This window comes from Acinetobacter oleivorans DR1, from assembly GCF_000196795.1.
GTDB lineage: Bacteria > Pseudomonadota > Gammaproteobacteria > Pseudomonadales > Moraxellaceae > Acinetobacter > Acinetobacter oleivorans.
In genome coordinates, this window is sequence record NC_014259.1 from 2,094,420 (window position 1) to 2,117,612 (window position 23,193).

Annotated in this window: 19 protein-coding genes; 7 read left to right on the plus strand and 12 right to left on the minus strand. The window is 37.1% G+C overall.

Annotation, left to right across the window (positions count from 1 at the left end; all coding sequences use genetic code 11):
• Positions 1 to 12: 12 nt before the first annotated feature.
• Genes AOLE_RS09785 through AOLE_RS09815 form a run of 7 tightly spaced genes read right to left on the minus strand, consistent with a single transcriptional unit; the run spans position 13 to position 8,429 of the window.
• Positions 13 to 1,830, minus strand: coding sequence for a dipeptide ABC transporter ATP-binding protein (locus AOLE_RS09785; protein WP_013197909.1), 1,818 nt, complete (start codon positions 1,828 to 1,830; stop codon positions 13 to 15).
• A gap of 2 nt (positions 1,831 to 1,832) precedes the next feature.
• Positions 1,833 to 2,681, minus strand: coding sequence for an ABC transporter permease (locus tag AOLE_RS09790; protein WP_013197910.1), 849 nt, complete (start codon positions 2,679 to 2,681; stop codon positions 1,833 to 1,835).
• The gene (locus AOLE_RS09795; protein ID WP_013197911.1) at positions 2,678 to 3,829 is read right to left on the minus strand and encodes an ABC transporter permease; all 1,152 of its coding nucleotides are present in this window, start codon (positions 3,827 to 3,829) and stop codon (positions 2,678 to 2,680) included. Before AOLE_RS09795 ends, AOLE_RS09790 begins: the two co-directional genes overlap by 4 nt.
• 5 nt (positions 3,830 to 3,834) lie before the next feature.
• Positions 3,835 to 5,409, minus strand: coding sequence for an ABC transporter substrate-binding protein (locus tag AOLE_RS09800; RefSeq protein ID WP_013197912.1), 1,575 nt, complete (start codon positions 5,407 to 5,409; stop codon positions 3,835 to 3,837).
• A gap of 10 nt (positions 5,410 to 5,419) precedes the next feature.
• Positions 5,420 to 6,613, minus strand: a complete 1,194-nt coding sequence (locus AOLE_RS09805) for an LLM class flavin-dependent oxidoreductase (RefSeq protein ID WP_013197913.1) — start codon at positions 6,611 to 6,613, stop codon at positions 5,420 to 5,422.
• A gap of 33 nt (positions 6,614 to 6,646) precedes the next feature.
• The gene (locus AOLE_RS09810; protein ID WP_013197914.1) at positions 6,647 to 7,357 is read right to left on the minus strand and encodes a class II aldolase/adducin family protein; all 711 of its coding nucleotides are present in this window, start codon (positions 7,355 to 7,357) and stop codon (positions 6,647 to 6,649) included.
• A 13-nt stretch (positions 7,358 to 7,370) separates the two neighbouring features.
• Positions 7,371 to 8,429 carry an ABC transporter substrate-binding protein gene (locus AOLE_RS09815; protein ID WP_013197915.1) on the minus strand — a complete coding sequence of 353 codons (1,059 nt, stop codon included), beginning with the start codon at positions 8,427 to 8,429 and terminating at the stop codon, positions 7,371 to 7,373.
• A 1,047-nt stretch (positions 8,430 to 9,476) separates the two neighbouring features.
• Here AOLE_RS09815 and AOLE_RS09820 point away from each other — a divergent pair.
• From AOLE_RS09820 to AOLE_RS09845, 6 genes are all read left to right on the plus strand, one after another.
• On the plus strand, positions 9,477 to 9,767 hold the full coding sequence (locus AOLE_RS09820; RefSeq protein WP_013197917.1) for a hypothetical protein: 291 nt from the start codon (positions 9,477 to 9,479) through the stop codon (positions 9,765 to 9,767).
• Positions 9,768 to 10,262: 495 nt separating this feature from the next.
• A complete protein-coding gene (locus AOLE_RS09825) occupies positions 10,263 to 10,796 on the plus strand; it encodes a fimbrial protein (RefSeq protein WP_000731817.1) in 534 nt (177 codons plus the stop codon).
• Positions 10,797 to 10,882: 86 nt separating this feature from the next.
• Entirely contained in the window at positions 10,883 to 11,617 is a 735-nt protein-coding gene (locus AOLE_RS09830) for a fimbrial biogenesis chaperone (RefSeq protein ID WP_004792379.1), read from the plus strand.
• A 58-nt stretch (positions 11,618 to 11,675) separates the two neighbouring features.
• On the plus strand, positions 11,676 to 14,234 hold the full coding sequence (locus tag AOLE_RS09835; protein ID WP_013197918.1) for a fimbria/pilus outer membrane usher protein: 2,559 nt from the start codon (positions 11,676 to 11,678) through the stop codon (positions 14,232 to 14,234).
• Complete coding sequence (locus AOLE_RS09840) at positions 14,231 to 15,241, plus strand: fimbrial protein (protein WP_013197919.1); 1,011 nt, start codon at positions 14,231 to 14,233, stop codon at positions 15,239 to 15,241. The genes AOLE_RS09835 and AOLE_RS09840 overlap by 4 nt, the downstream gene beginning before the upstream one ends.
• A gap of 112 nt (positions 15,242 to 15,353) precedes the next feature.
• Positions 15,354 to 16,322 (plus strand): DUF4882 family protein, encoded by a 969-nt coding sequence (locus tag AOLE_RS09845; protein ID WP_013197920.1) that lies wholly within the window; start codon positions 15,354 to 15,356, stop codon positions 16,320 to 16,322.
• A 56-nt stretch (positions 16,323 to 16,378) separates the two neighbouring features.
• On the opposite strand, the gene AOLE_RS09850 is transcribed toward AOLE_RS09845, so the two are convergent.
• Positions 16,379 to 17,488 (minus strand): S-(hydroxymethyl)glutathione dehydrogenase/class III alcohol dehydrogenase, encoded by a 1,110-nt coding sequence (locus AOLE_RS09850; RefSeq protein WP_003651772.1) that lies wholly within the window; start codon positions 17,486 to 17,488, stop codon positions 16,379 to 16,381.
• 230 nt (positions 17,489 to 17,718) lie between these two features.
• Positions 17,719 to 19,590, minus strand: coding sequence for a non-contractile tail sheath protein (locus tag AOLE_RS09855; protein WP_013197921.1), 1,872 nt, complete (start codon positions 19,588 to 19,590; stop codon positions 17,719 to 17,721).
• A gap of 183 nt (positions 19,591 to 19,773) precedes the next feature.
• On the opposite strand from AOLE_RS09855, the gene AOLE_RS09860 reads away from it, so the two are divergent.
• Positions 19,774 to 20,931, plus strand: a complete 1,158-nt coding sequence (locus tag AOLE_RS09860; protein ID WP_013197922.1) for a catalase family protein — start codon at positions 19,774 to 19,776, stop codon at positions 20,929 to 20,931.
• Positions 20,932 to 20,971: 40 nt separating this feature from the next.
• On the opposite strand, the gene AOLE_RS09865 is transcribed toward AOLE_RS09860, so the two are convergent.
• From AOLE_RS09865 to AOLE_RS09875, 3 genes are all read right to left on the minus strand, one after another.
• Complete coding sequence (locus tag AOLE_RS09865) at positions 20,972 to 21,277, minus strand: hypothetical protein (protein WP_013197923.1); 306 nt, start codon at positions 21,275 to 21,277, stop codon at positions 20,972 to 20,974.
• Between the two features lie 830 nt (positions 21,278 to 22,107).
• Entirely contained in the window at positions 22,108 to 22,563 is a 456-nt protein-coding gene (locus AOLE_RS09870; protein ID WP_013197924.1) for a hypothetical protein, read from the minus strand.
• A 192-nt stretch (positions 22,564 to 22,755) separates the two neighbouring features.
• A complete protein-coding gene (locus AOLE_RS09875) occupies positions 22,756 to 23,190 on the minus strand; it encodes a GFA family protein (RefSeq protein ID WP_081399151.1) in 435 nt (144 codons plus the stop codon).
• Positions 23,191 to 23,193 lie beyond the last annotated feature (3 nt).

Sequence of the window (23,193 nt, forward strand, 5' to 3'; positions counted from 1 at the left end):
ATCTGTTCTTTTTTATGCGCTAACTTCAAGTACGTTGTTTTTAAACAAGCTTGGCGCATGGGTAAGCAAAGTTTTGGTATATATATGTTGAGGATGACTAAGCACTTGGTCTGTTTCACCATATTCAACAATATGTCCATTTTTTAATACGGCGACCCGATCTGCGATTGCACGAACAACCCCTAGGTTATGGGTCACAAATAGTAAGGTCACACCTTGCTGCTGAAGATCTTGTAACAGTTTTAAAATAGATGCCTGAACTGAAACATCCAAAGCAGAGGTAATCTCATCACAAATCAAAACATCAGGTTGGCACAGCAAAGCTCGCGCGATAGCCACACGTTGTCGCTCTCCACCTGATAGATCTCTAGGATAGAGTTCTTGAACTTGTATAGGCAGAGAGACTTGTTTAAGTACCTGTGTGACTTTTTCTATGGCTTCTTGTCGAGATGCTCCAAAGAAATGCTGCACGACCTTAATTAATGTCTGACCAATCGTATGCGCTGGATTTAAGGCTTTATAAGGGTTTTGAAAGATATATTGCAGTTTATGTCGCTGCTGTAAATGACGCTGTTGTCCACGCAATGACAATACTTTATCTGCTAAGGTAATTTGTCCATCTGCATTTTCATTCAGGCCAGCAATCACACGTGATAAAGTAGTCTTACCCGAACCCGACTCACCAACCAATGCTAAACATTCGCCTTTTTTGAGTTGAAATGAGATATCAAAAAGAGCCTGTTGCTGCCCATACCATGCATTAATATGTTCAACTTTTAGCAGTGCTTCTCGATCGGTTTCTCGTTCAATAACCTGATGATTAATCTCTTTAAAAGTAATCACGCCAACATGATCCGAATGGTGACAAGCAACAAAATGCGGGTCAAACTCATCTTTTAATTGAGTTAATTCAGGTTGTTTTTGACGGCATATATCTGTGGCGAAAGTACAACGTACTGCAAAAGCACACCCCGCTGGACGTTCAGTTGGTGAAGGTGCATGTCCTTCAATGGGAGATAAATATTTACGAATGGCCACATCGGGAATGGCATTAAGTAAACCTTGCGTATAAGGATGCTTAGGGGTTTCAAATAGTTGTGTTAATACCGCATCTTCAGCAATTCGCCCTGAATATAAAACAATCACCCGATCTGCAATGTCTTTTACAACCGTTAAATCATGCGATACATAAATAGCAGCAACATTATATTCACGGCATAATTTACGAATGATGTTCAACACCAATGTCTGCGTCGTCACATCTAAGGCGGTGGTTGGCTCATCTAAAACAATCAAACGTGGCTGTAGCAAGAATGCCAAGGCCAATAAAATTCGTTGTTGCTGTCCACCTGAAAGTTGATGGGGATAACGCTTGAGAAATAGCTCATCATGAGGTAACCCCACTTCATCTAAAATTTTAGCTACTTTTTGGTATTTTTCAGCGCTCGATAACTGTGCTTGATGGACTTCTAATAATTCAAATAAATGTTGACCAATACTTAATGCTGGGTTGAGTGCCGTTCCAGGATCTTGAGCGACATGACTAATTTTATAGCCACGAACCTGACGTAAAGCATGATCATCTAAACTGAGAATATCTTCATCATCCAGTTCAATAGTCCCTTGAATAATCTTGGCACCATGTCGTGCATAGCCCAATAAGGCGCTCGATAATGTCGTTTTACCCGAACCACTCTCTCCGACCAACCCTAGAACTTCACCTTCTCGTAAGCTAAATGAAATATTAGAAACGATGTGATTGCCAGTGTTTACCAATGCCACGGTTAAGTCTGTTACGGTCAATACTGTATTTTTAAATGTATTTGCCATGCTTATTTTTCCTCAATCCGAGCTGCTGCACGTCCAACACCCTCAGCCAATACATTCGTTCCGAGCGCAAACAAAGCAATTAAAATGACAGGAGCAAACACAGCCCACGGTTGAACCAATAAACCCGCACGGTTCTCATTAATCATGAGTCCCCAGTCTGCTGCTGGAGGTGCCACGCCATAACCCAGAAAAGCCAAACCAGATAACATACCCACTGCCCATGTCAGCATCACACCAAGATGAATGAGTAAAGGCGTCAACATATTGGGTAAAATTTCACGAAATAAAATATAAGTTTTTGAATAACCAAGAATTCGGGCGGCTTCGATATATTCCTGTTCCACTAAATTAAGTGCAACGCTTCGCGCAAGACGTATGACTCCAGGAATAAAAGCAATTGAAACCGTTAAAACAATGAGCCAAGGCTGTCGACCTAACATCGAAACAATAAGTAAGACCAAAATAAGATCAGGAAAGGCCATAAAAACATCAGTCAGCCAAGTTACGAACTGATCAATCTTATTTCGGGCAAAAGCAGCGAATATGCCTAAACTAGAACCAATAATTAATGCGACCAAACTGGCAGCCAGCGTCATCCAGATAATTGAAGCACCGCCAGCAAGTACACGTGACCAAACATCATGCCCAATATAGTCATAACCTAAAAATGATTTTCCTTCAGGTGGTCCATAAGTCATGCCGACCAATGCCGTAGGTTCAAATGCAACAAATAACGGTCCAACCAGTGCGAAAATCAAAACTAGGGCTGTGACTACAAATCCAAAACGTACTTGTCTTTCACGAATTAGTGTTTGAAAAAAGTTTCTTTGGTACCAATGAAGTGAGCTCATTTCCCACCTCCTTGCTGAATATTCTTTAAAGCATTGCGACGATCGACAGGTTTTACAGTAATTGGTCGGCCAGATTTCCATAAACGTAATGCCTGACGTCGGCCTGGCGAACGTGCTTTATGTCTTTTTGCAGTTCGTATTTTTGGTGTGAGTAAAGTCGTGATTAAATCTGCAATTAAATTAACAACCACCACACAAATGGTGAGCAATAAAACGATTGCTTGAATAGTCGGGATATCCCTCATTTCGATTGCTGCATTAAGTGCATTACCAATACCGGGGTAACTGAAAACCACCTCAATAATGAGAGCACCACTCAGCAAAACTCGTATGGTCAATGCTGTACCCTGCACCACAGGAACCAATGCATTTGGTAAAACATGTTTCCAAATAATCCGGCGCTCAGGAATACCTCGCAGTCGCGCAGAGGTTACATATTCCGACTCTAGAGCATCAATCATGGAACCACGTACTAAACGCATCAGATATGGAATGAGTGATAAAGCTAAAGTTAAAATTGGTAAAATTAAAAACTCTAGTTGGCTATAAGGCGACTCATTAGGAATCAGCAACGATGCGGCTGGCAATATGTGTAAAACCGATGTTGAGAAAAACATCATTAACCAAATTGCAATAACAAACCCTGGCACCGCTTTAAACACAATAGAGCTAGAGACAATAATACGGTCGAGTTTGCTATCGCGATGAAGCGAGAGCCACACACCTAACACGACTGAAAGCGGTACAGTAACAACAATCACGAGACTCGTGAGTGCAACTGTATTACCAAAATAATTCTGAATAATTTCTAAAACAGGCACATTGGAATCAATCGAGCGTCCAAAATTACCTTGTAATAATTGACTCAACCAATGCCAGTATTGAAGCAATATCGGATCATTTAATCCCAATTGTTCACGAAGTATTTGTACCGTTGCTTCAGGTGCTTCTGGTCCTAAAATGACACGAGCCGGGTCAGATGGAAGTGCTTGTGTCGCAATAAAAACAATGAGACTAATAACAAATACAACCAATACCCCTGACACTAAACGTGTCAAAAACCAAGGTAACCATGCAGGAAACTCAAATGACTTGGCAATTGCTGGTTGTTGAATGGATGCTTCTATTTTGCTGGATTGAATTGTCATATTGGTTACCCTCTACGCCAGAATTCATCTGTACGCCACGCAGCAAAGCCTGTGCGATCGGGCGTTACACCACCAATTTGGTTCGAATGTGCATCCAGGACATTATTAAAGCCCCAAATGAGTAAACCACTTTGCTCATGTTGAATATGCTGTGCTTCATGTACAAGAACTTTTCGTTTTTCCAAATCGGGTTGTTGCAATGCTGCATGCACTAGTTCGGTAAAACGCTCATTTTTAAAACGAGTTTTATTATTTGCCGCACCCGGTCCATCAATTTGCAAGACTGTTAATAAGAAAGGACGCGAAACATTCGAGCCTGTACTAAATGCCCAATCTTGTTTTAAAGCATCCGCAAAAGTAGCAGCTTCAACCTGTTTAACATTAACAATGACACCAGCCTGAGCAGCATGTTGAGCAAAAACTAATGCGGCATTGCTATCTGGGCCTGTATATAAATCGACTGTTAAACTGTTATTAAAACCAGCTTCTTTGAGTAGCGATTTTGCTTTATTTAAATCTTGCTTGCGCTGAGCAATACTGTGGTCATATACAGGATCGCTAAAAGAATAAAGGTCATTTGCAACTCGTCCTTGCCCAGCTAAAGCCCGTTTAACTAAATCATCTCTATTAGCAATCAATCTAAAAGCTTGTCGTACCCGAGGATCATTGAACGGTGCTTTAGACGTATTCATATCAAATGATTGCCAAGCATCGGTTTCCGATGAAACTAGATTTAGCCGTTTATTAGATTGAATTAAAGCAATATGCTCAGCACTTACCCCAGAGGCAATATCAATTTGACCTGATTGCAAAGCAGCAAGACGCCCTGTCTGATCCTTAAAATCTATAATTTCTATTGCATCAGCATAAGGTTGATTTTCTTTCCAATAATTTTCAAAACGTACAAAACGTGAACGCTGACCGGGTGTAAAACTTTCCAGCTTAAAGGGACCAGCGCCGACTACATTTTTAACTGGGTCATAATCTGTAGGAACAATGCCACCCCAGCTCATCCATGCTTCTGGTAAAGCAACCAATCCCTTTCCTTGAGAAAAAGGAATTTCAACGGTGTATACATCGCGTTTTTTAATTGCATCTCTTTGTAAAGAATAAAGATAAGCTGCAAATGGTGAGGCAAGTTTGGGGTCGGTTAAGCGCCGTAAAGAGAAAATAACATCATCGGCTGTAATGGTTTTACCGTGGTGAAATTCGAGTCCTTTTTTTAAGCGAATGGTCCATTTGGTTCCGTCATTATTGGGCTCAGCAAATTCAGCAAGGGCAAGTTTTGGCTGAATATCTCTGCCCCATTCCCATAACTTTGCATATAAAGGCCAGCCTCTAAACGCACTGGACATACCAATAGGTTTATGTGCATCTAAATTGCCTGCTTGGTTACCATTAATCACTCCAATTTTGATCACACCACCTTTTTTCGGCGTATCATTTTGGGGGGGAGCAGCAGTAGCGCTTTCAGACGATGAAGAGTCGGGTTTAGAACATCCTATAAGGCTAATGGCAGCAAAAGCACCAACACCTAATCCAGTCTGTTTAATGAGTTCCCTACGTGTAATTTTATTCATACCTTCTCCCTTAAACCACGACTTCTTGATTCAAGAGGGAATCAATGGATGAATTTCTATTTAGCTTAGGTAACTCAAAACCATGATCTAGCTCTAATAATGGAAATAATAAGTCTGCTACCCGATAAGCTTCTCCAATCAAAGGGAAACCAGACAAGATAAAGGCTGATACACCATAGCTTTCGTATTCTTTAATCCGTTTGGCAATATTTTCAGCACTACCCACTAAGGCAGTTCCTGCGGCTGGGTTTAAAATATCGAAACCAAATAAAGATGGGCCAGTCCAAACATTAGGATAAATTTCAAAATCTTTAGCTTGAGGCAAAACACCTCGCCGTAATTGTTCTAAGTTTTTTTGAATAGATGGGTTGTTACTTTGATAACTCTCAAAACTTTCATTTGGAGGAAGCTGTCGTTTAACAGCTTCGATTGCATAATTTACATCAATTTTGTCAAGTAACGACTGAGCATATTGCCAAGCCTCTTCTTCTGTTTCCCGAACAATAATTTGTAATCGAGTCCCAAATTCTAAAGTTCGGCCAATTTTTGCTGCCTCAGCCGTAACCTTGCTAAACTTTTCTCCAAGTAACGGCGGTGTATTCGCAAAACTTAAATATACATCTAGCAATTCAACAGAATGCTGAACGCCTTTGGCAGAAGTTCCTGCTCCCCACAAAGGAACACCTTGTTTTTGAGTTGGACCACGCCATTTGGACATTGGAGATCCGCCCTCTAATCGTGGAGCAATTTTAATAAACTCGCCCTCAAATCCAGAGGTATCACCTAAGTAGTTTTGTTGAAATGCATTCCAGTATTCTTTACTAAAGTCATAACGTTCATCATGAGTATAGTGAATGCCTAAAGCTGCCAGACCCTTATCATTTCCATTAACGACATTAAATAACAAACGCCCTTTAGAAAATGCATCAAAAGTTTGCGCATATTTTGCCAAAACTGCTGGCTGAACTTCTCCGGGATGTTGAGCAACCAGAAACTTTAAACGTTCAGTAAATGGAATTAAACTTGCAGCAACAGCAAGTGTTTCATACTCACTTGTACCCATGAGTGAACCGTAAAAACCAAGTCGATCTGCGGTAATCGCAATCTGTTGCAAGTGTTCATAATCGGTATCCCACCGCCCAGATTCCAACCAAGGATATGGTCCATCTGGAGAAGTGAGATACCATAAAAGTTTTACAGCCATAGTATTCTCGATCTTTATTTTTTAAATCTTTATCTAATTCAGGGGAAGTAAGCCCAGCGATTTTGCTTTTTCAGTCAATCCGCTCATTTTCCATTGCTGATGTAAAACCCCTTGCCCGTATTCTCGGCTGCCACCGACTAATTCAGCGAGCAGCTGAATTTGAGCTCCTTCTTCAAGCAATAAAATAAATTCAGCAGTTTCCTGTAGTCCTTGGCGTCCCCATACAGTCGCTCCGCCATTGGCCTCCAAGATGGCCCGATGTTCAATATCAACTTTGAGCTGATCTAAAATAAAATCCACTTCAGCTTGACGGCGATCAATGTAAATCGGCAACTCTTTAAACAAATGAAAGCGCTGAACAGGCACATAACGGATCGGTAAAGTACGATGGGTCTGAGCCCAAGCACCTAAATTCGGCGCGTGTACATGAGATATTGTGGTGACATCTGCATGCTCTTTAAAAAGCTTGTTATAGCGGCCACCTGCACTTTTTCTTCCCAGTAGAACTTCACCATCAATTGTCTCCACCAATACTTTGCTTTTTTTATCTTTAGACCACGGCCCTGCATAGTTAAAAGTGGCTAAGGTATTTTCAGGTCCACGTTCAACAAAATTAACTGTTCCGTTTGCAGTAATTGTTCTTGTTTCACGGAATACTTCAAAAGCAAATTCAGCTTTTTCACGGTTCAATTCGATAAAGTCATTGAGTTCACGAGACAATGGCGTTTGAATAAGTGTTGTCATGATCAAATCCTCTTTAAAATTTTTTATTTTGACGACGTTTTAAAACTTCGAGTAAGGGACGATGATCTACCCATGTTTCAATATCGACGTCGCGCTCTAAGAAGCCATGCAACCAAAGAAAATCTTTTTGTTGTTTTAAAAGCTCTAAACGCTCTTCACTTAATGACGGATGTAAAGACTTATGAAAATTATTTCGATAGGCTGTCGCAACACTTTCTGCCCCTGCAATCGTTTCATCTTCTAGAATGACCAAGACCTCATCTAAGTGATCTTGTGCCCAATCTGCGGTATCGAATAACTCTTCAAGAAAATCGACTACCACATCAAAGTGATCTTCTAATAGATCTTCATGGACGGTAATTGGGCGAGGTGTGCCGTTATTAACACGAGAAGTCACATCTTCAAATTTATCTAAATCAATTCCAACTTTTAGGCCACGTTTAGTTGCAGCTTCAACAGCAGATGCTCCTTTTACATACACAGCATCAACTTCACCTGTAATTAATGCATCTAGGCCTGACCAATATGTACTCGCATCACGATTTTCTTTAGATCCAGCACGCTCAGGTACTTCAATAAAATTCACATCACGGAAAGTGAGATTGGCAAGTTGTAAAGCACCACGAATACCTTGCAATGACATGGCTCTAAAAATACTGCCAGCACGTTTGTCAGCGTATTCTGGTAAAGCAACTTTCGCATTTTTTAAATGCTCTGGCTGGCTAATATCTGAATCAGGTCGCACAATAATGACTTGCCACTCATCAATCCAAGTCAATCCAATGAGTCGGCTTGGCGCGCCTTCAGAGCGTGCAGCTAATGCAGGTACATTTCCACCTTCTCGGAACAAAGCTGGCAATTGGTGATCAAAATGATGAACCGATAAACCTTTACGCGCATCTTGCAAGACGGCAACATCAATGCCGTGCTTTTCAAACTTTTTAACTAAAGTACCGCGTTTTAATGAAATACCTGTTGCTGTAGGTACTGGACATCGAGTGACCCAAATTTCAGACAGGATGTTTTTTACAAATTCTTTAGAATTTTCTTTTTTATCTACTACAAGTGACATACGGATTCCTTAGGATAATTCCACTTTCATCACTTGCATTGAGCAGCTTTTATGCCAATTTAATTTATTATTTATTTTCAATTGTTTACGCAAAAATAGCAGGATTGGAAATGTTTATATTTCATCATTTTTCAATGCTAGTGTTGTTTTATCAACAATTATTTCAGGCAAACATAACTTCCAAAATGCAAAAATATACGATCAGCTATCTTAGTACTCGCTGAAATGCAGCTTGAAGCTTTAGTAGATGGCCGAAATAAGCTTGATGACGACGTTGTTAAAGTGAGTATTTTTTATTTGGATAGTACTTATAGAACTTAACTAAATGTTGTCTGTCTGCAAACAAACCTACGACTAAACTTCTTTAACTCTAAAGCTAGATGAATATTCATTATGCTTTTATCTCAAATAGCGCACTTCTTTTAAATAATTTTTAAAGATGTCGCGTTTAAACACTGCTACGCTTTTCTCTAACTCATATCTCTAATTAATATTGTTCAGCCTTAAAAAATCGTACATATTTAAATTGTAGTTAGAAAAATATATTTTACGCCTCAATATATTAAAAAAGTGTGATGGGTTTCAATATGTTTGCGGTGCGTAATAATTTTTAATAAATAAGGTGTAATTAATTTTTAATTTATTTCTGATAAAGTTAAATTAGTCACATTTTAAATAAAATTGGTATCTCATTTCTCTGTAGTAATTTTGAAATATAAATAATAGAATCAAATTAATAAATTACATATTTATTAAATATTTAATCGTATATTATTGGGTGATTTTATAATTATCTGTTTTTTTTGTTAATCTTTAATTTTAAAAATTACATAAATATCAATAATTTAAATTAATGATTTTATTTTTAAATAATTACATGGATTAATATAATTTAAGAATTCTAACTATTACATTATTTAAAATGGTTAATGTGATTTATATCACATGAAAATTAATAATTTTTCTTGATTTAAACTTAATGATTGTTTTTGAATTAAAAATATTGTATCAAATATATATAAACTATTTTATAAATAGGTATATAAAATGAAAAATAATATTTTTAAACTTCTTATTCTGATGGTGCTTTCCACTTCCACATTATTTTGTTATGCAAATAACACAATAATGATAAGAGGAAATATTGTTGAAGATACATGCTCAACACAGCATAGCGAGATAGAATGTGTTGAGGTAAACAATTTAAATATTAAACTTGATAGTGAATATTTAAATAAAAATAGTCTTTCTAACTTAGCTCAACATACTGAGAAAATGGACACTAGCATTGAAAGTATAGGTTCTAATCGCAAAGTGGTGGTTATCAACTATCACTAACTTAATAAGGCGTAGCTTTTGAGGCTACTCCTACAATAAGTATGATTTAAGAGTGATTTGTCGACTTCATCGCACATTTTGATGAATTAAATGATGAGTCGCTCTTTTTTCATAAAAAATGACTATTTGTATGTTTTTTCTATATACATATGCATAAATTATTCTATATAATTGTATTGTAAGAATTTAAGCTTATTTTTCACATAATTTGTTCAATTCTTTCTTATTTACATAGTGTTCTTATGTAACTTGCTTATTTCTGTATCTCTTCTTTTTTCGAAAAAACAAAAATTATTTATAAACAGCTATATAGCCTGTAAAAGGTAGTCTTTAAGTATTTATTTTTAGTGTGATTTAATTTTTATTATGAAAAAATAATGTGATCTAGTTTGCATTTTGTTTAAGAAGTGTTAATATCGCCGCATTACTTTTCAAGATGTCAAACACTGGAAAAGTAAGGAAATAAACTTTTATCCAGACTTTTGAGAAAACACTATGAAAAAACTTGCTTTGATCGCTGCTCTTTCGGTTGTAGGGATTGCGAATGCTCAAGCTGCTGATGGTACAATTACAATTAATGGTTTAGTTACAGACAAAACTTGTGACATCGTTACTCCAGCTGGTAAAGACTTCACAGTTACTCTTCCAACTGTTTCTAAGCAAACTTTAGCTGTTGCTGGGGATGTTGCTGGTCGTACTCCTTTCCAAATTAAATTAGCTAACTGTTCTGAAGGTAAAGTAGCTACTTACTTCGAACCAGGTGCTAACGTTGACTTTAATACTGGTCGTTTACTTAACAAAGACGCTACTGGTGCTAAAAACGTTAACGTTCAACTTTTAGGTAGCAACAACAACTTCATCCCAGTTCTTGCTGCTGGTGCAAACGGTGCTCAAGCTAACTCTCAATGGGTTGACGTAGCTGCAGCTGGTAGCGCAGACCTTAACTACTATGCTGAATACTATGCAACTGGCGCTTCTACTGCTGGTAAAGTAAACACTTCTGTTCAATACACAATTATCTATCAATAATTGATGGATGAGAGGGTTTCTATGTTTACATGGAAACCCTCTTTTTGTGACGCTTTCCCGAATCTTTGTTGGTTGAGAATTCTGAAATGAAATTGAACAGTTATAATTTTTTGTTAGGTTTGGCATTTGCTTCAGCAGTTGTTGCACCTGCTACTCAAGCAGAAATTGTAATTCATGGCACTCGTGTGATTTATCCTTCGGATGCTCGCGAAGTTACACTACAAGTTAGTAATAACGGTTCAAAACCAGCACTTGTTCAAGCATGGCTTGATGAAGGCGACTCAAAAAGCACTCCGGACCAATCAAAAGTACCTTTTATGATTGCTCCACCTATTTCTCGTGTTGAGGCTACAAAAAGTCAGACCCTTCGTATTACTGCTCTGCCAACAGCTTCTCAGCTAAATCAGAAGCAAGAAACAGTTTTGTGGTTAAACGTTTTGGATATTCCTCCAAGACCAACTTCAAAAACTGAAAATACGACGCCTGATAATTTCCTGCAATTAGCAATTCGCTCACGTATTAAATTCTTTTATCGACCAGCTTCGATTAAAGACGATGCGAATTTAGCAGCTGATAAGCTTCAATGGGTTAAATCTGGTCAAAACTTAACGGTAAAAAACCCAACTCCTTTTCATATCACGATGACTTCTGTTTACCAAAAGGCAGGTGATAAAAAAGTTGATTTATTACCTCAAGGTTTAATGATTAAACCTTTTTCTGAAGAGTCTGTTCAGCTTAAGAATGGCAATCTTCAAGATATGAGTTTTATGAATGTCAATGACTATGGTGGTCGAGTCGAACACCAAATAAAACTTCAGTAATCAGATTTATCTTTTTAATAAATTTAAGCACCTATTATGTGAGTAGGCGGACTTAGCTATGCCAAAAAAAAGGCAAGAATCTTATAAATTATTAAAACGCCATATTTGTTACTACTTGGCTTCTGGTGTTGTCACAATGACAATGCCTGTATTCGTGCACGCTGAAGAAACAGTCGCGAGTGCTCCTGTAGAAGCTGAATTTGATTCTGCTTTTTTAATTGGCGATGCTCAAAAAGTTGATATTTCTCGTTTTAAATACGGGAACCCTGTTTTACCAGGCGAATATAATGTTGACGTTTATGTAAATGGCCAATGGTTTGGCAAACGTCGTATGTTCTTTAAAGCATTAGAATCAAATAAAAATGCTGTAACCTGCTTTACAGGAAATACTCTTGCTGAATATGGTGTAAAACAAGAGATTTTAGCGCAACACGCTTCTCTTCAAAAAGAAAATAGTAGTTGTTACAAAATTGAAGAGTGGGTTGAAAATGCATTTTATGAGTTTGATAACTCTCGCTTACGTGTAGATATCTCGATTCCACAAGTTGCTTTGCAAAAAAATGCGCAAGGCTATGTCGACCCAAGTCTATGGGATCGAGGGATTAATGCTGCCTTTTTATCTTATAACGGCAGTGCTTACAAAACATTTACTCAGTCTAATGACCAAAGCGAAACAACAAATGCGTTTATGGGCGTAACTGCTGGACTAAATTTAGGCGGTTGGCAATTACGTCATAATGGTCAATGGCAATGGCAAGACACCCCTGCCGAAAATCAATCTAAATCAAGTTACGAAGAAACAAGTACTTACTTACAGCGCGCATTTCCTAAATACCGTGGTGTTTTAACCTTAGGTGATAGCTTTACAAACGGCGAAATATTTGACTCATATGGTTATCGTGGTATCGATTTCTCAAGTGATGATCGTATGTTACCAAATAGTATGCTTGGTTATGCTCCGCGTATTCGTGGTAATGCCAAAACCAATGCAAAAATTGAAGTTCGTCAACAAGGTCAACTTATTTATCAAACAACGGTAGCACCAGGTAACTTTGAAATTAATGACCTTTACCCTACTGGTTTTGGTGGCGAGATTGAAGTTACTGTTATTGAAGCAAATGGTGAGATACAAAAGTTTGCTGTGCCTTACGCATCTGTTGTGCAGATGCTACGTCCTGGCATGAATCGTTATTCATTAACTGTAGGTCAGTTCCGCGATCAGGATATTGATCTCGATCCTTGGGTAGTTCAAGGTAAATACCAGCAAGGTATTAACAACTACCTAACAGGTTATACAGGCATACAAGCTACAGAAAATTATGCCGCTGTATTGTTGGGTGCTGCTTTTGCTACGCCAATTGGTGCGATTGCACTTGACGTTACACATTCTGAAGCTGAGTTTGAAAAACAGTCTTCACAATCGGGGCAAAGTTTCCGTTTAAGTTATAGCAAGCTAATTACTCCGACCAACACAAACTTAACATTAGCAGCCTATCGTTACTCAACAGAAAACTTCTACAAATTACGTGATGCTCTACTTATCCGTGATTTTGAAGAAAAAGGTATTAATACCTACTCTGCTGGTCGCCAACGTAGCGAATTCCAAATTACCTTGAACCAAGGTTTACCTGAAGGTTGGGGTAACTTCTATGTAGTAGGTTCGTGGGTTGACTATTGGAACCGTAGCGAAAGTACTAAGCAATATCAGCTTGGTTATAGTAATAATTTCCATGGCTTAACTTATGGTTTATCTGCAATTAACCGTAAAGTTGAATATGGCTCAACGAATCAAACACACGATACTGAATATTTAATGACATTATCGTTCCCGATTGATTTCAAAAAGAATTCAGTTAACGTCAACGTTACTGCTTCTGAAGACAGTCGTACTGTTGGTGCAAGTGGAATGGTTGGGGATCGCTTTAGTTACGGCGCTTCAATGTCGCATCAGGATTATGCGAATCCATCATTTAACGTAAATGGTCGTTATCGTACTAACTATACAACTGTTGGTGGTTCCTATAGTGTGGCTGATTCTTACCAACAAGCAATGGTTAGCTTAACTGGTAGTGTGGTTGCACACTCAGAAGGTATTTTATTTGGACCTGAACAAGGCCAAACGATGGTACTTGTGCATGCGCCAGAAGCTGCCGGAGCAAAAGTTAATAATGCTGTTGGTTTGAGCGTGAATAAAGCGGGTTATGCGGTAGTTCCTTATGTTACTCCGTACCGTCTTAATGACATTACCCTTGACCCACAAGAAATGTCGAGCGAAGTAGAACTTGAAGAAACAAGTCAACGTATTGCACCTTTTGCTGGTGCAATTGCTAAAGTAGATTTTGCGACTAAAACTGGTTATGCAGTTTACATTAATAGTAAAACTGTAGATGGCAACAGCTTACCGTTTGCAGCTCAAGTATTTAATCAGAAAGATGAAGCTGTCGGTATTGTTGCACAAGGTAGTATGATTTACTTACGTACTCCACTTGCTCAAGATCGTCTCTATGTGAAATGGGGTGACGAAAGCAATGAACGTTGTTCAGTTGAGTACAACATTAGTAATCAGTTGCAAAATAAGCAACAAAGCATGGTAATGACTGAGGCTGTCTGCAAATGAAAAGAATATTATTAACAAGTTTCTTATTTACGGCTGGCCTTGGTGTGTATGGTGAGGCTAATGCTGCATGTCGTATATATAATTATGAGGCAAATGATGTCCTTATGTCTGTAGGGCGTGTTGTTGTACGCCCTAGTGACCAAGTCGGGGCAGTTTTAAGAAAAGCGACTTTTCCTATTAACCGTACTTCCACTGAAGCGCGCCTATGCGATAATTACGATACAGTAATTGCTGAATTAACCCAATCTTACCCTTTAAGTTCTTTAGGTAATAGCATCTATACCACGAACATTCCGGGTATTGGTATTCGCCTCTATCGTGAAGCAGACAATAATACGAATTTCTCGGGCTATTATCCTTATGTACGTGGTGGAATATCTGGTACTCGTTATTTAGGATCTGGTTATTTTGTGGTGGAAATTATTAAAATTGCTCCACAAACTGGCTCTGGAACGTTAGTACCGGGTAGATATAGTAGCTATTATGTCCGCGGTTTTCCAAATCAACCATTCTTAACAAGTACTGTTAATGCTAATGCGATTACCATTGCATCCTCTTCATGTGAAATTCAAGGGAATATTAACAAGGTAGTACAGCTTCCTACAGTTACAAAGGCTGGATTCAAAGGCGTTGGTTCTACTCAAGGCGAACAAACTTTTGATATGAACATTCTTTGTAATGGTGGTATTAACCCAACGGGTTATGAAGAGAAAAACCTCATTAGTTTAACTTATGACTTTACACAAGACGGCACAAACAATCAGGTTTTAACTAATACAGCTGCTGCATCTGAAAAAGCCAATGGTGTGGGTGTACAATTATTGTGGAACTATCAAAATAAGAATCAGGTCATCAAAAAAGGCGATAAGCTCGCTTTAGGTACATTGTCCTCTAACCAGACACTTCAATATAACATACCGATGACTGCTCGCTACTATCAAACAGCCGCAAATGTGACTGCTGGTAAAGTACGTGCAATGGCTACTGTAACTATTGAATATGATTAATCATGTTCAATAGTTTATAAACCTAATAATTTCAAATATTTAAAAATTAATAATAAATTTTACTTTATCGCTACTTTCTAAAAATTTAATACTTAACTTAATAGGAATATTTATGAAAAAAATAGGCATAATTGCTGTTAGCGCTATTACATTATGTTGGGCAATGTATGAAGTATCTTCTGACAATACAAGTACCAGACCGCTTAATGAAGCTAACCGAAAAGTCGCATCTAAAAGCAGTTCATCATCTGTAAAAAATGAAAAATTAGCACCACAGATGCTATTAGCTCAAACGAATTCCCTTAATTCTGCCCCTGTCTGTCAATACAATTTTGATGCCACACAACAAGACTATGATGTTTGGAGTAATGAAAATCCTGGATATGTTCCTCTGAGTATATTTCCATCGATAACAGGTCAAAAATTTAGTCTAAAAGTAGAGCCTAGGCCAGAAAGTGAGTATGGCTACATAGATTATGTAGCTAGAAGTAAAGCGAGTCTTAATTCGTCTAATGACATTGGAGATTTAACGATACCTCACACAGGTATTATTGCATTTGAAATGGAGTTTAAAATTCCAACAATAACGCTTGTTAACTCAGGTTTTGAAAACAATGCTTATATGTCTAGTATTTATTTTACTGGCGTAACAAATAACGGTTATTCAGTTAGATCAAGCTATGGGTTTGAAATGGGAACTTATGATCCAGATTTTGGTGAAAACCCTCCTAGATTAAGTTATTCAGTGGCTTATCGAGTTAGCGATAATAGTGGACCTGATCACTCCTACTACAAGAGTCAAAACATGACAAATAATACACAGGAATACCAACGTTTAGGAATATATATTAATCAGAATACTAGACAAGTCGGTTTCATTTTTAATGGTGTTGATCAAGGTTATCAATCTTCTTTACCTGCGCCTCTTGAAAATATAAGTTTTTCTGTAGCAAGCAGTATATCAGTATATTCTAATCAATTATTTGGACAAGAATTGTTTAATGAGCTTATCACTGACCGTAATGCGCTACAGTTTAACTATCCTCAGGGTACAACTGACATGTGCGGTAATGCCATTTAACATATAAAATCATAAGTTGTAAAAAAGGGCTGAATTACAGCCCTTTTTTATTTCATTTAGAAATGAATGACTGTGCGAATTGATTTACCTTCGTGCATTAAATCAAAAGCAGTATTAATGTCTTGAAGAGGCATAGTATGCGTTACAAATGGTTCAAGTTGAATCTCACCTTTCATTGCATCTTCGACCATTTTTGGAAGTTGTGAGCGGCCTTTTACCCCACCAAAAGCAGTACCTAACCATTTACGGCCGGTAACTAGCTGAAATGGACGAGTCGAAATTTCTTGACCTGCACCAGCAACACCAATAATGACTGATTGTCCCCAACCACGATGTGCACACTCTAAAGCTGAGCGCATTACATTGACGTTACCAATACATTCAAATGAGTGGTCAACACCCCAGCCTGTCATTTCTACAATGACTTGTTGAATCGGTTTATCATAATCTTTAGGGTTTAAGAAATCTGTAGCACCAAATTGCTTAGCAAGTTCAAATTTATCTGGGTTGGTGTCTACTACAATAATTTGCCCAGCTTTCGCTTGACGTGCACCTTGTACAACAGCTAAACCAATACCACCTAAGCCAAATACAGCAACAGAGTCACCTTCTTGTACTTTTGCTGTGTTATGCACTGCTCCAATACCAGTCGTCACACCACATCCAAGTAAACATACTTGCTCGTGATTCGCTTCAGGATTGATTTTTGCTAAAGATACTTCTGCCACCACTGTATATTCGCTAAAGGTTGAACAACCCATGTAATGGTAAATCGGCTCACCATTATAAGAAAAACGTGTGGTTCCATCTGGCATGACACCTTTACCTTGTGTAGCACGTACTGCAACACATAAGTTGGTTTTTCCAGATTTACAGAATAAGCATTCTTTACATTCAGCTGTATACAGTGGAATAACATGATCACCCGGCTGAACGCTTGTTACGCCCTCACCCACTTCAACTACAACACCTGCACCTTCGTGACCTAAAATGGCAGGAAACACACCTTCTGGGTCATCACCAGATAATGTAAAAGCATCGGTATGACATACCCCTGTATGGGTAATTTTTATTAAAACTTCACCCGCTTGAGGTGGTGCAACATCAACTTCAACAATCTCTAAAGGTTTTCCTGGGGCAAAGGCGACAGCTGCACGAGATTTCATCTTTGGGTTTCCTTTAAATCATTCGGTATTTATAGTCGAGCAAAATAGATTATGTAACAGTAATACAAGAGCTTAATTTTGCTTAAATTAAAATTGGCTTTCATGACAATCTATCACAGCATAGCCAGTCAGGTACGTCTAAGCAAGCTTCAGTTTCAAAAAGAAGAAAACCTCTTACTTGAAGAGGTTTTCTTATCAAATCACTTATTTTATAAAAGGGTTATGTTTACTTAGAGGTAAATATCTGGTGGATATGGTGTGTTATCACTAATTGGCGAATACAGCGTATTTTCAACAAAGAAGCCATTTGGAGCCTGAGTAGTATCGATCGTAATTGAATCAAACATAACCTGTGGATAGGCCCAAATAAATTGCTTCATTAAACCTAAGGAAACATTGTTTTTCATGTCACCAAAAATTCGTTGCCAAATGGGCGTTCGATATGGCTTGGTTTTATCAAATCCATAAATATAGGCAATAGATGCATCAGGAACGAACCCTGATAAGTAAATGACTTTATTGGCAGGATAGCCTAGTCCTTGTATAGGTATTTGTGAAACTGCCTGATGTGCTAAGTCTAAACGAGCTTCCAATAGCCAGTCATAAGCTTCTGTCATCATATAATCAAAATTAGGATATGAATAATGTTGGCTTGGATAGTTAATATAAGTGGCTAAAGTCTGAATCGGAGATTGAATAGAAGGAAAGAAAATAAGGGGGCTAACTTTGGCAGCGGAGTATTTCGCTTTAATGACCGTGCGAATGTCTTGGCAGGTTTGACCTAATTTATTTCTGAGCCATGTTTTAAACTCATCATATGGCGTTCCTGTTTTATTCATTGCTTCATAGATTGTTCCCAAATCTGGTGCATATAAACCTGTATCTGCATTAAAGGCTAGTTTTGTTGGATAGTCATATACACAAGGTAGATTCGTATCGGTGTTATACCACCACCAAGGTTCACCAATCTGCATGTTTACATCACATCCCCCTACTACCATTGCATCTGCAAATTCAATAAAGACTTTACGTAGATATGCCAAAGCATTCTGATGACTTAAACTAAAAAAATAGCTCGGTGGTTGATAGCCTGTTTTACCCAAATTACTGTTCCAGTCACGTTGAGCCCAATATTCATTAGCCCCCAAGGAATACATTTCAAAGCTTACCCCAAAGATGGGTTGCAGACTGGCGCTATGTAACGCCTGAGCATATTTCTCATGCCATTTACGCGTACATGAGTTAACGACCGCTTCACCTGTTACCAACGTATCTGGTATTTGCCATTTATTAATATCACTTTTCCATGTCATTTCAGGATAATGTGACATTCCACAATAGTGGTTAACCAAACCCTTATATCCCAAAGTCACCATATTGTTGACTAAGCGCTGAGGATTTAAATCATAGTGGTCGTCATAGCTCGTACAGATACCATAATTGTGCTGAGGAACAACCACACGGCTCAAATTTAACTTTGCATTTGTACCAGTTACGACTGAATTGGTCAGACGAATGTAGCCATCTTCAGGCTGGCTTAAAGGTAAGGCTGATTGACTATTATAATGGCTCGTGAAACCTGAAAATGAAATCCGTTGAATGTTAGTTACCGGGAAGCTATCTGTAGCAGAAAATCCAGCTTTTACTGTATCCCAGTTAATATGAATATGTGCCGTTCGCGATGAAGGATTATTTGCATAGTTAAATAAGACAACATAGGCAACTTTATCTACACCATTTTCATTATAGTACACCGTTAAAGTGGGCGTTAAACTTGGATTGTTAAGCACTGGCATCGTGGCAGATAACTCAATATCGAAGTCCCAAACCACCCCTGCATAGCTATATTTGGTCTGATACGCTAAAAATTTATGATCTTTAGTATCATTAGAATCCCAACTAATTCCTACTAGATCATTTGCCATTCGTGCTCTAAAAGATGCTTCGAAACCATTTCCATAATTCGTAATAGCAAAAGACATTGTTTGTGGGCCATCTATTCTCCAATAGATAGGACTAAACCGATCAATAAGTGTATTTTGAGTGATTGGATGTGGTGATGAATTAGAATTATTTTGTACATTTTGTGAGTTAGTTATCATGTCTACATTCTCTTAATGTATTAAGAGGTTTTATATTAAATAATAATTTTTATTTTATTGTTCAGATAAGTAACAATGACGTTTAAATTATTTACAGTTAATATTTTTTATAAAGCTCAAAATATAGTTAAACAATTAAACTTAATATTATCCTAAAATATTTTTGCACTGAGGAGATAATAAATGTCAAATTTTATGCAGCCTACTCATTTTAGGATATTGTTTGTATTTACTCCTCTTGTGTTTGCAATCACAGGTTGTAGTGAAACTTTACATTCCCAAAGAACCATACCAATAAAGACATCTTCAGAAAGTATCGCCTATCCAGAAGCTGATACAGTTTTAGGGGAAAAGTTACAGTCTAATGAGGAAGCGTTAGCTCAGAACATAGCTCAAGTCATTGAAAAGTCAATTCGTGAACAATATACGGCGGGAAATGCTTTACGTGATGCACATCCTAAAGCGCATGGTTGTGTTCGAGCCGAGTTTCATGTCTCAAAAAATATACCTGCTCAGTTTGCTAAAGGAGTTTTTATCCCAGATCAAAGTTATCAAGCATGGATTCGTTTTTCAAATGCATCTAATGACGCCACGAGTGCCGACATTGACAAAGATGCACGCGGAATCGCCATAAAACTTTTAGGTGTATCTGGAGACAAAATTTTAGAAAGTGAAAAACAAGCGACCACTCAAGATTTTATTATGATTAATCACCCTGTCTTTTTTGCCAATGATGCAAAAAGATATCTTTCTTTTATGAATGATGTGAATAGCCATAATATGATCAGAAAACTTCATATTCCTTTTGCCTTAGGCTTTAAGGGAACCATGAATGCGCTGGGAGCACGTAACTCACAAATTGCAAACCCACTCTATGCACGTTATTGGTCTATGGTTCCCTATCAGTTGGGACTTGGCAAAGATCGACAAGCAGTTAAATATTCAGTACGTGCTTGTTCGGTAACACCAAATAATCTACCTAAAAACCCTAGTCATGATTTTTTAAGAGAAGCTTTAAAAAATACTTTGCAAAATACTGATGCTTGTATGGAGTTCCTTATTCAGCCGAGAACTTCAAGTAAAATGCTAGTAGAAGATGCGATGACAGAATGGGATGAAAAAGCAGCTCCCTTTTATCAAGTAGCAACTATTCACATTCCAAAGCAAAACTTTGATACACCTGAACAAAACCAGTTCTGTGAAAATCTTTCTTTTACGCCGTGGCATGCCTTACCTGAACATAAGCCATTAGGTGCAGTAAACAGAATGCGTAAGGTCATTTATGAAAATATAAGCAAAGTTCGACATGATATGAATTCAGCCCCTAGACAGGAACCTTAAATATTTTATCCCTGATGGTTTGTCTAAGAGCGAACTACCTTTAGTCAATTCCTTTGCTTGTATCTATAGTAATACGATCAATAAAATCTGCTAACCATAAAACAAAGTCATCTTCATTTTTATGCTTTGGAATCAAACTCATATCTAATGTAATAGGTAGTTCATTTTTAAAGCTAACAACTGCACCCTCGAAATTCACAAAGTTATATAAAAATTTTAATTCTGTACCTGCAATGGCTTTTTTGATTTCTATGATGAGATTATTTAAGTTTTTAAAATGATTGCTAGAGTATTTATATTTAATATTTTTATTAATTTTTTCTGCTAATAGCAAGTATTTTGGCATTTATATCTCCTTTTTAATTATTTATAAAATATAATTATAATTTCAAAGTTATAAAAATAAGTTTTTAATTTTTATTAAATTGTTTCTGCATTTTTAATTTTACTTGATCAATTGTGGCGATAATAACAACATATTGTTTAAAAGTGTGATTTATTTTTACTTTTTTATTCTGATTAAATTAGTAGGTATTAATATTAACTAAAACGCTTGGTTTTAAAATTTATATTAGATAGGCTCAACATATTTAAACGATTAAGCCTATTTAATTTTTAATATTTACTTAAGAGGAAAAGCGCTTCTTTAAATCTTAAGTAAGTTTGCGGAAGTTCTTCACTCTATGAACTTTCCCACATTTTCTGCACTCTTTAATTTCGTCGTGAGTTATATCAAAATCATATTCCCAGACATGAATACAGAAAATTTGTCTAAGGTTGTGGAGCATAGACACCTCCTTATAAAAAACTGACTAAGCAGCGAGTTTTTTAAGAATATATTTAGCTTATTTAGAAGAATTTTCCTTTTTAGCTTTATCCTCTTTGTGTTTACAGCAGTAACCGAAAACAGCACCAGCACTAAAGAAAAACAGAGCTTTGAACATTGGTATCTCCAAAAGATAGTTAAGTAAATTAAAAATTAACATTGAAGGTTGTATCTGTTTTTAGGCCAATGAGACTGATTCTGTGCGTTATGCAAACTTTTGTGAAAAGTTATAACAATATATTTTATAAGAATAAGGAGAGCTAAATTAAAAAACCGCCCCAGAAGGCGGTTGCTGAATTTACAGCGACATATAGAAGTGTAGTGGACGATCACTTCTATATTTTTTTAACTTATTTTTCTTCTTTTATAATTTTAGTAAAGGCATCTGATTTGAAATAATTAATAATCATCTCCCCATCATCTCTTGTCGAGGATGACACTTTAGGAGGTTCGTCATAGTTAAACTTAAAGTCTGGAGGAATAAATTTCGAGATTGGTGGAAGCTTGGCCTCTCCTCCCGTTGTAATTCTTTCAATAAAACCCGCGAGCCAAAGTATATATTCATCTTTATTTTTATGTTTGGGCATGAGGCTCATATCCAACTTAATCGCGCATTCTTCTAATGGCTTGGTTAAGCATTCTTCAAAATCTATAAAATTATATTTAAGTTTAAACTTGGTTCCTTTAATTTCTTTGCGGATTACGCTAACCAACTGATTTAAGTTCTCTGCTGAGCTTTCAGAAAATAAATTTTTGTCCTCAATTTTTTTATACACATTCTCAGCAATGATTAAATATTGTGGCATTTTATTTTCTCCCTTTTATTGTCAGGCTACTCACTCAACCCTTTAAGGAAGTATGATAGATATCATGTTTTCTAATGTAATTGTTGTGCTGCCAATTGTAATTAGTGTGTTTTTGTGAAACCTGCAAGCATAACCATCCGAAAAAAATAAAGTTAATGCAAACTGAGTCTCGTTTTTAGATAAAAATTTATTCTAATCAAAAAATATTTTTAGCTCATCTAAAGTTGGAAGCTGATTATAAGATTGATCTGCAATTACGGTATTTGCCCAGTTTGTCTTTGAAACTATACAAAAATTAAGCTTCTTTAAAACCCGAATGTCTTTATCTAATAGACCTAATGGAATCCACATAAAATGAGTAGTTCCTACCAAATTAGGTACAGGCGATCCACATTTACTACAAAATGAAGATGTGAAGCCTGTTTCTTTTTTATAAGTATGGATAAGCTCAAAACCTGAGAGCCATTCAAATTTATCCTGACTCACTAAAGTTGCAGCATTCGCTCCTGTTCCAGTTTGTTTACGACAGAGACTACAGTGGCAATGGTACACAGTCTTGATTTCGTTATTGATAGAAAATTTGACTTCATTGCATAAACAAGAACCTACATGACTCATCTCGAGCATCCT

Coding starts and splice junctions, on each gene's coding strand:
- AOLE_RS09855 (WP_013197921.1), bottom strand. CDS start 19,590: ATGATAACTAACTCACAAAATGTACAAAATAATTCTAATTCATCACCA.
- AOLE_RS09820 (WP_013197917.1), top strand. CDS start 9,477: ATGAAAAATAATATTTTTAAACTTCTTATTCTGATGGTGCTTTCCACT.
- AOLE_RS09875 (WP_081399151.1), bottom strand. CDS start 23,190: ATGCTCGAGATGAGTCATGTAGGTTCTTGTTTATGCAATGAAGTCAAA.
- AOLE_RS09815 (WP_013197915.1), bottom strand. CDS start 8,429: ATGTCACTTGTAGTAGATAAAAAAGAAAATTCTAAAGAATTTGTAAAA.
- AOLE_RS09825 (WP_000731817.1), top strand. CDS start 10,263: ATGAAAAAACTTGCTTTGATCGCTGCTCTTTCGGTTGTAGGGATTGCG.
- AOLE_RS09800 (WP_013197912.1), bottom strand. CDS start 5,409: ATGAATAAAATTACACGTAGGGAACTCATTAAACAGACTGGATTAGGT.
- AOLE_RS09805 (WP_013197913.1), bottom strand. CDS start 6,613: ATGGCTGTAAAACTTTTATGGTATCTCACTTCTCCAGATGGACCATAT.
- AOLE_RS09795 (WP_013197911.1), bottom strand. CDS start 3,829: ATGACAATTCAATCCAGCAAAATAGAAGCATCCATTCAACAACCAGCA.
- AOLE_RS09835 (WP_013197918.1), top strand. CDS start 11,676: ATGCCAAAAAAAAGGCAAGAATCTTATAAATTATTAAAACGCCATATT.
- AOLE_RS09790 (WP_013197910.1), bottom strand. CDS start 2,681: ATGAGCTCACTTCATTGGTACCAAAGAAACTTTTTTCAAACACTAATT.
- AOLE_RS09840 (WP_013197919.1), top strand. CDS start 14,231: ATGAAAAGAATATTATTAACAAGTTTCTTATTTACGGCTGGCCTTGGT.
- AOLE_RS09830 (WP_004792379.1), top strand. CDS start 10,883: ATGAAATTGAACAGTTATAATTTTTTGTTAGGTTTGGCATTTGCTTCA.
- AOLE_RS09785 (WP_013197909.1), bottom strand. CDS start 1,830: ATGGCAAATACATTTAAAAATACAGTATTGACCGTAACAGACTTAACC.
- AOLE_RS09860 (WP_013197922.1), top strand. CDS start 19,774: ATGTCAAATTTTATGCAGCCTACTCATTTTAGGATATTGTTTGTATTT.
- AOLE_RS09870 (WP_013197924.1), bottom strand. CDS start 22,563: ATGCCACAATATTTAATCATTGCTGAGAATGTGTATAAAAAAATTGAG.
- AOLE_RS09810 (WP_013197914.1), bottom strand. CDS start 7,357: ATGACAACACTTATTCAAACGCCATTGTCTCGTGAACTCAATGACTTT.
- AOLE_RS09850 (WP_003651772.1), bottom strand. CDS start 17,488: ATGAAATCTCGTGCAGCTGTCGCCTTTGCCCCAGGAAAACCTTTAGAG.
- AOLE_RS09865 (WP_013197923.1), bottom strand. CDS start 21,277: ATGCCAAAATACTTGCTATTAGCAGAAAAAATTAATAAAAATATTAAA.
- AOLE_RS09845 (WP_013197920.1), top strand. CDS start 15,354: ATGAAAAAAATAGGCATAATTGCTGTTAGCGCTATTACATTATGTTGG.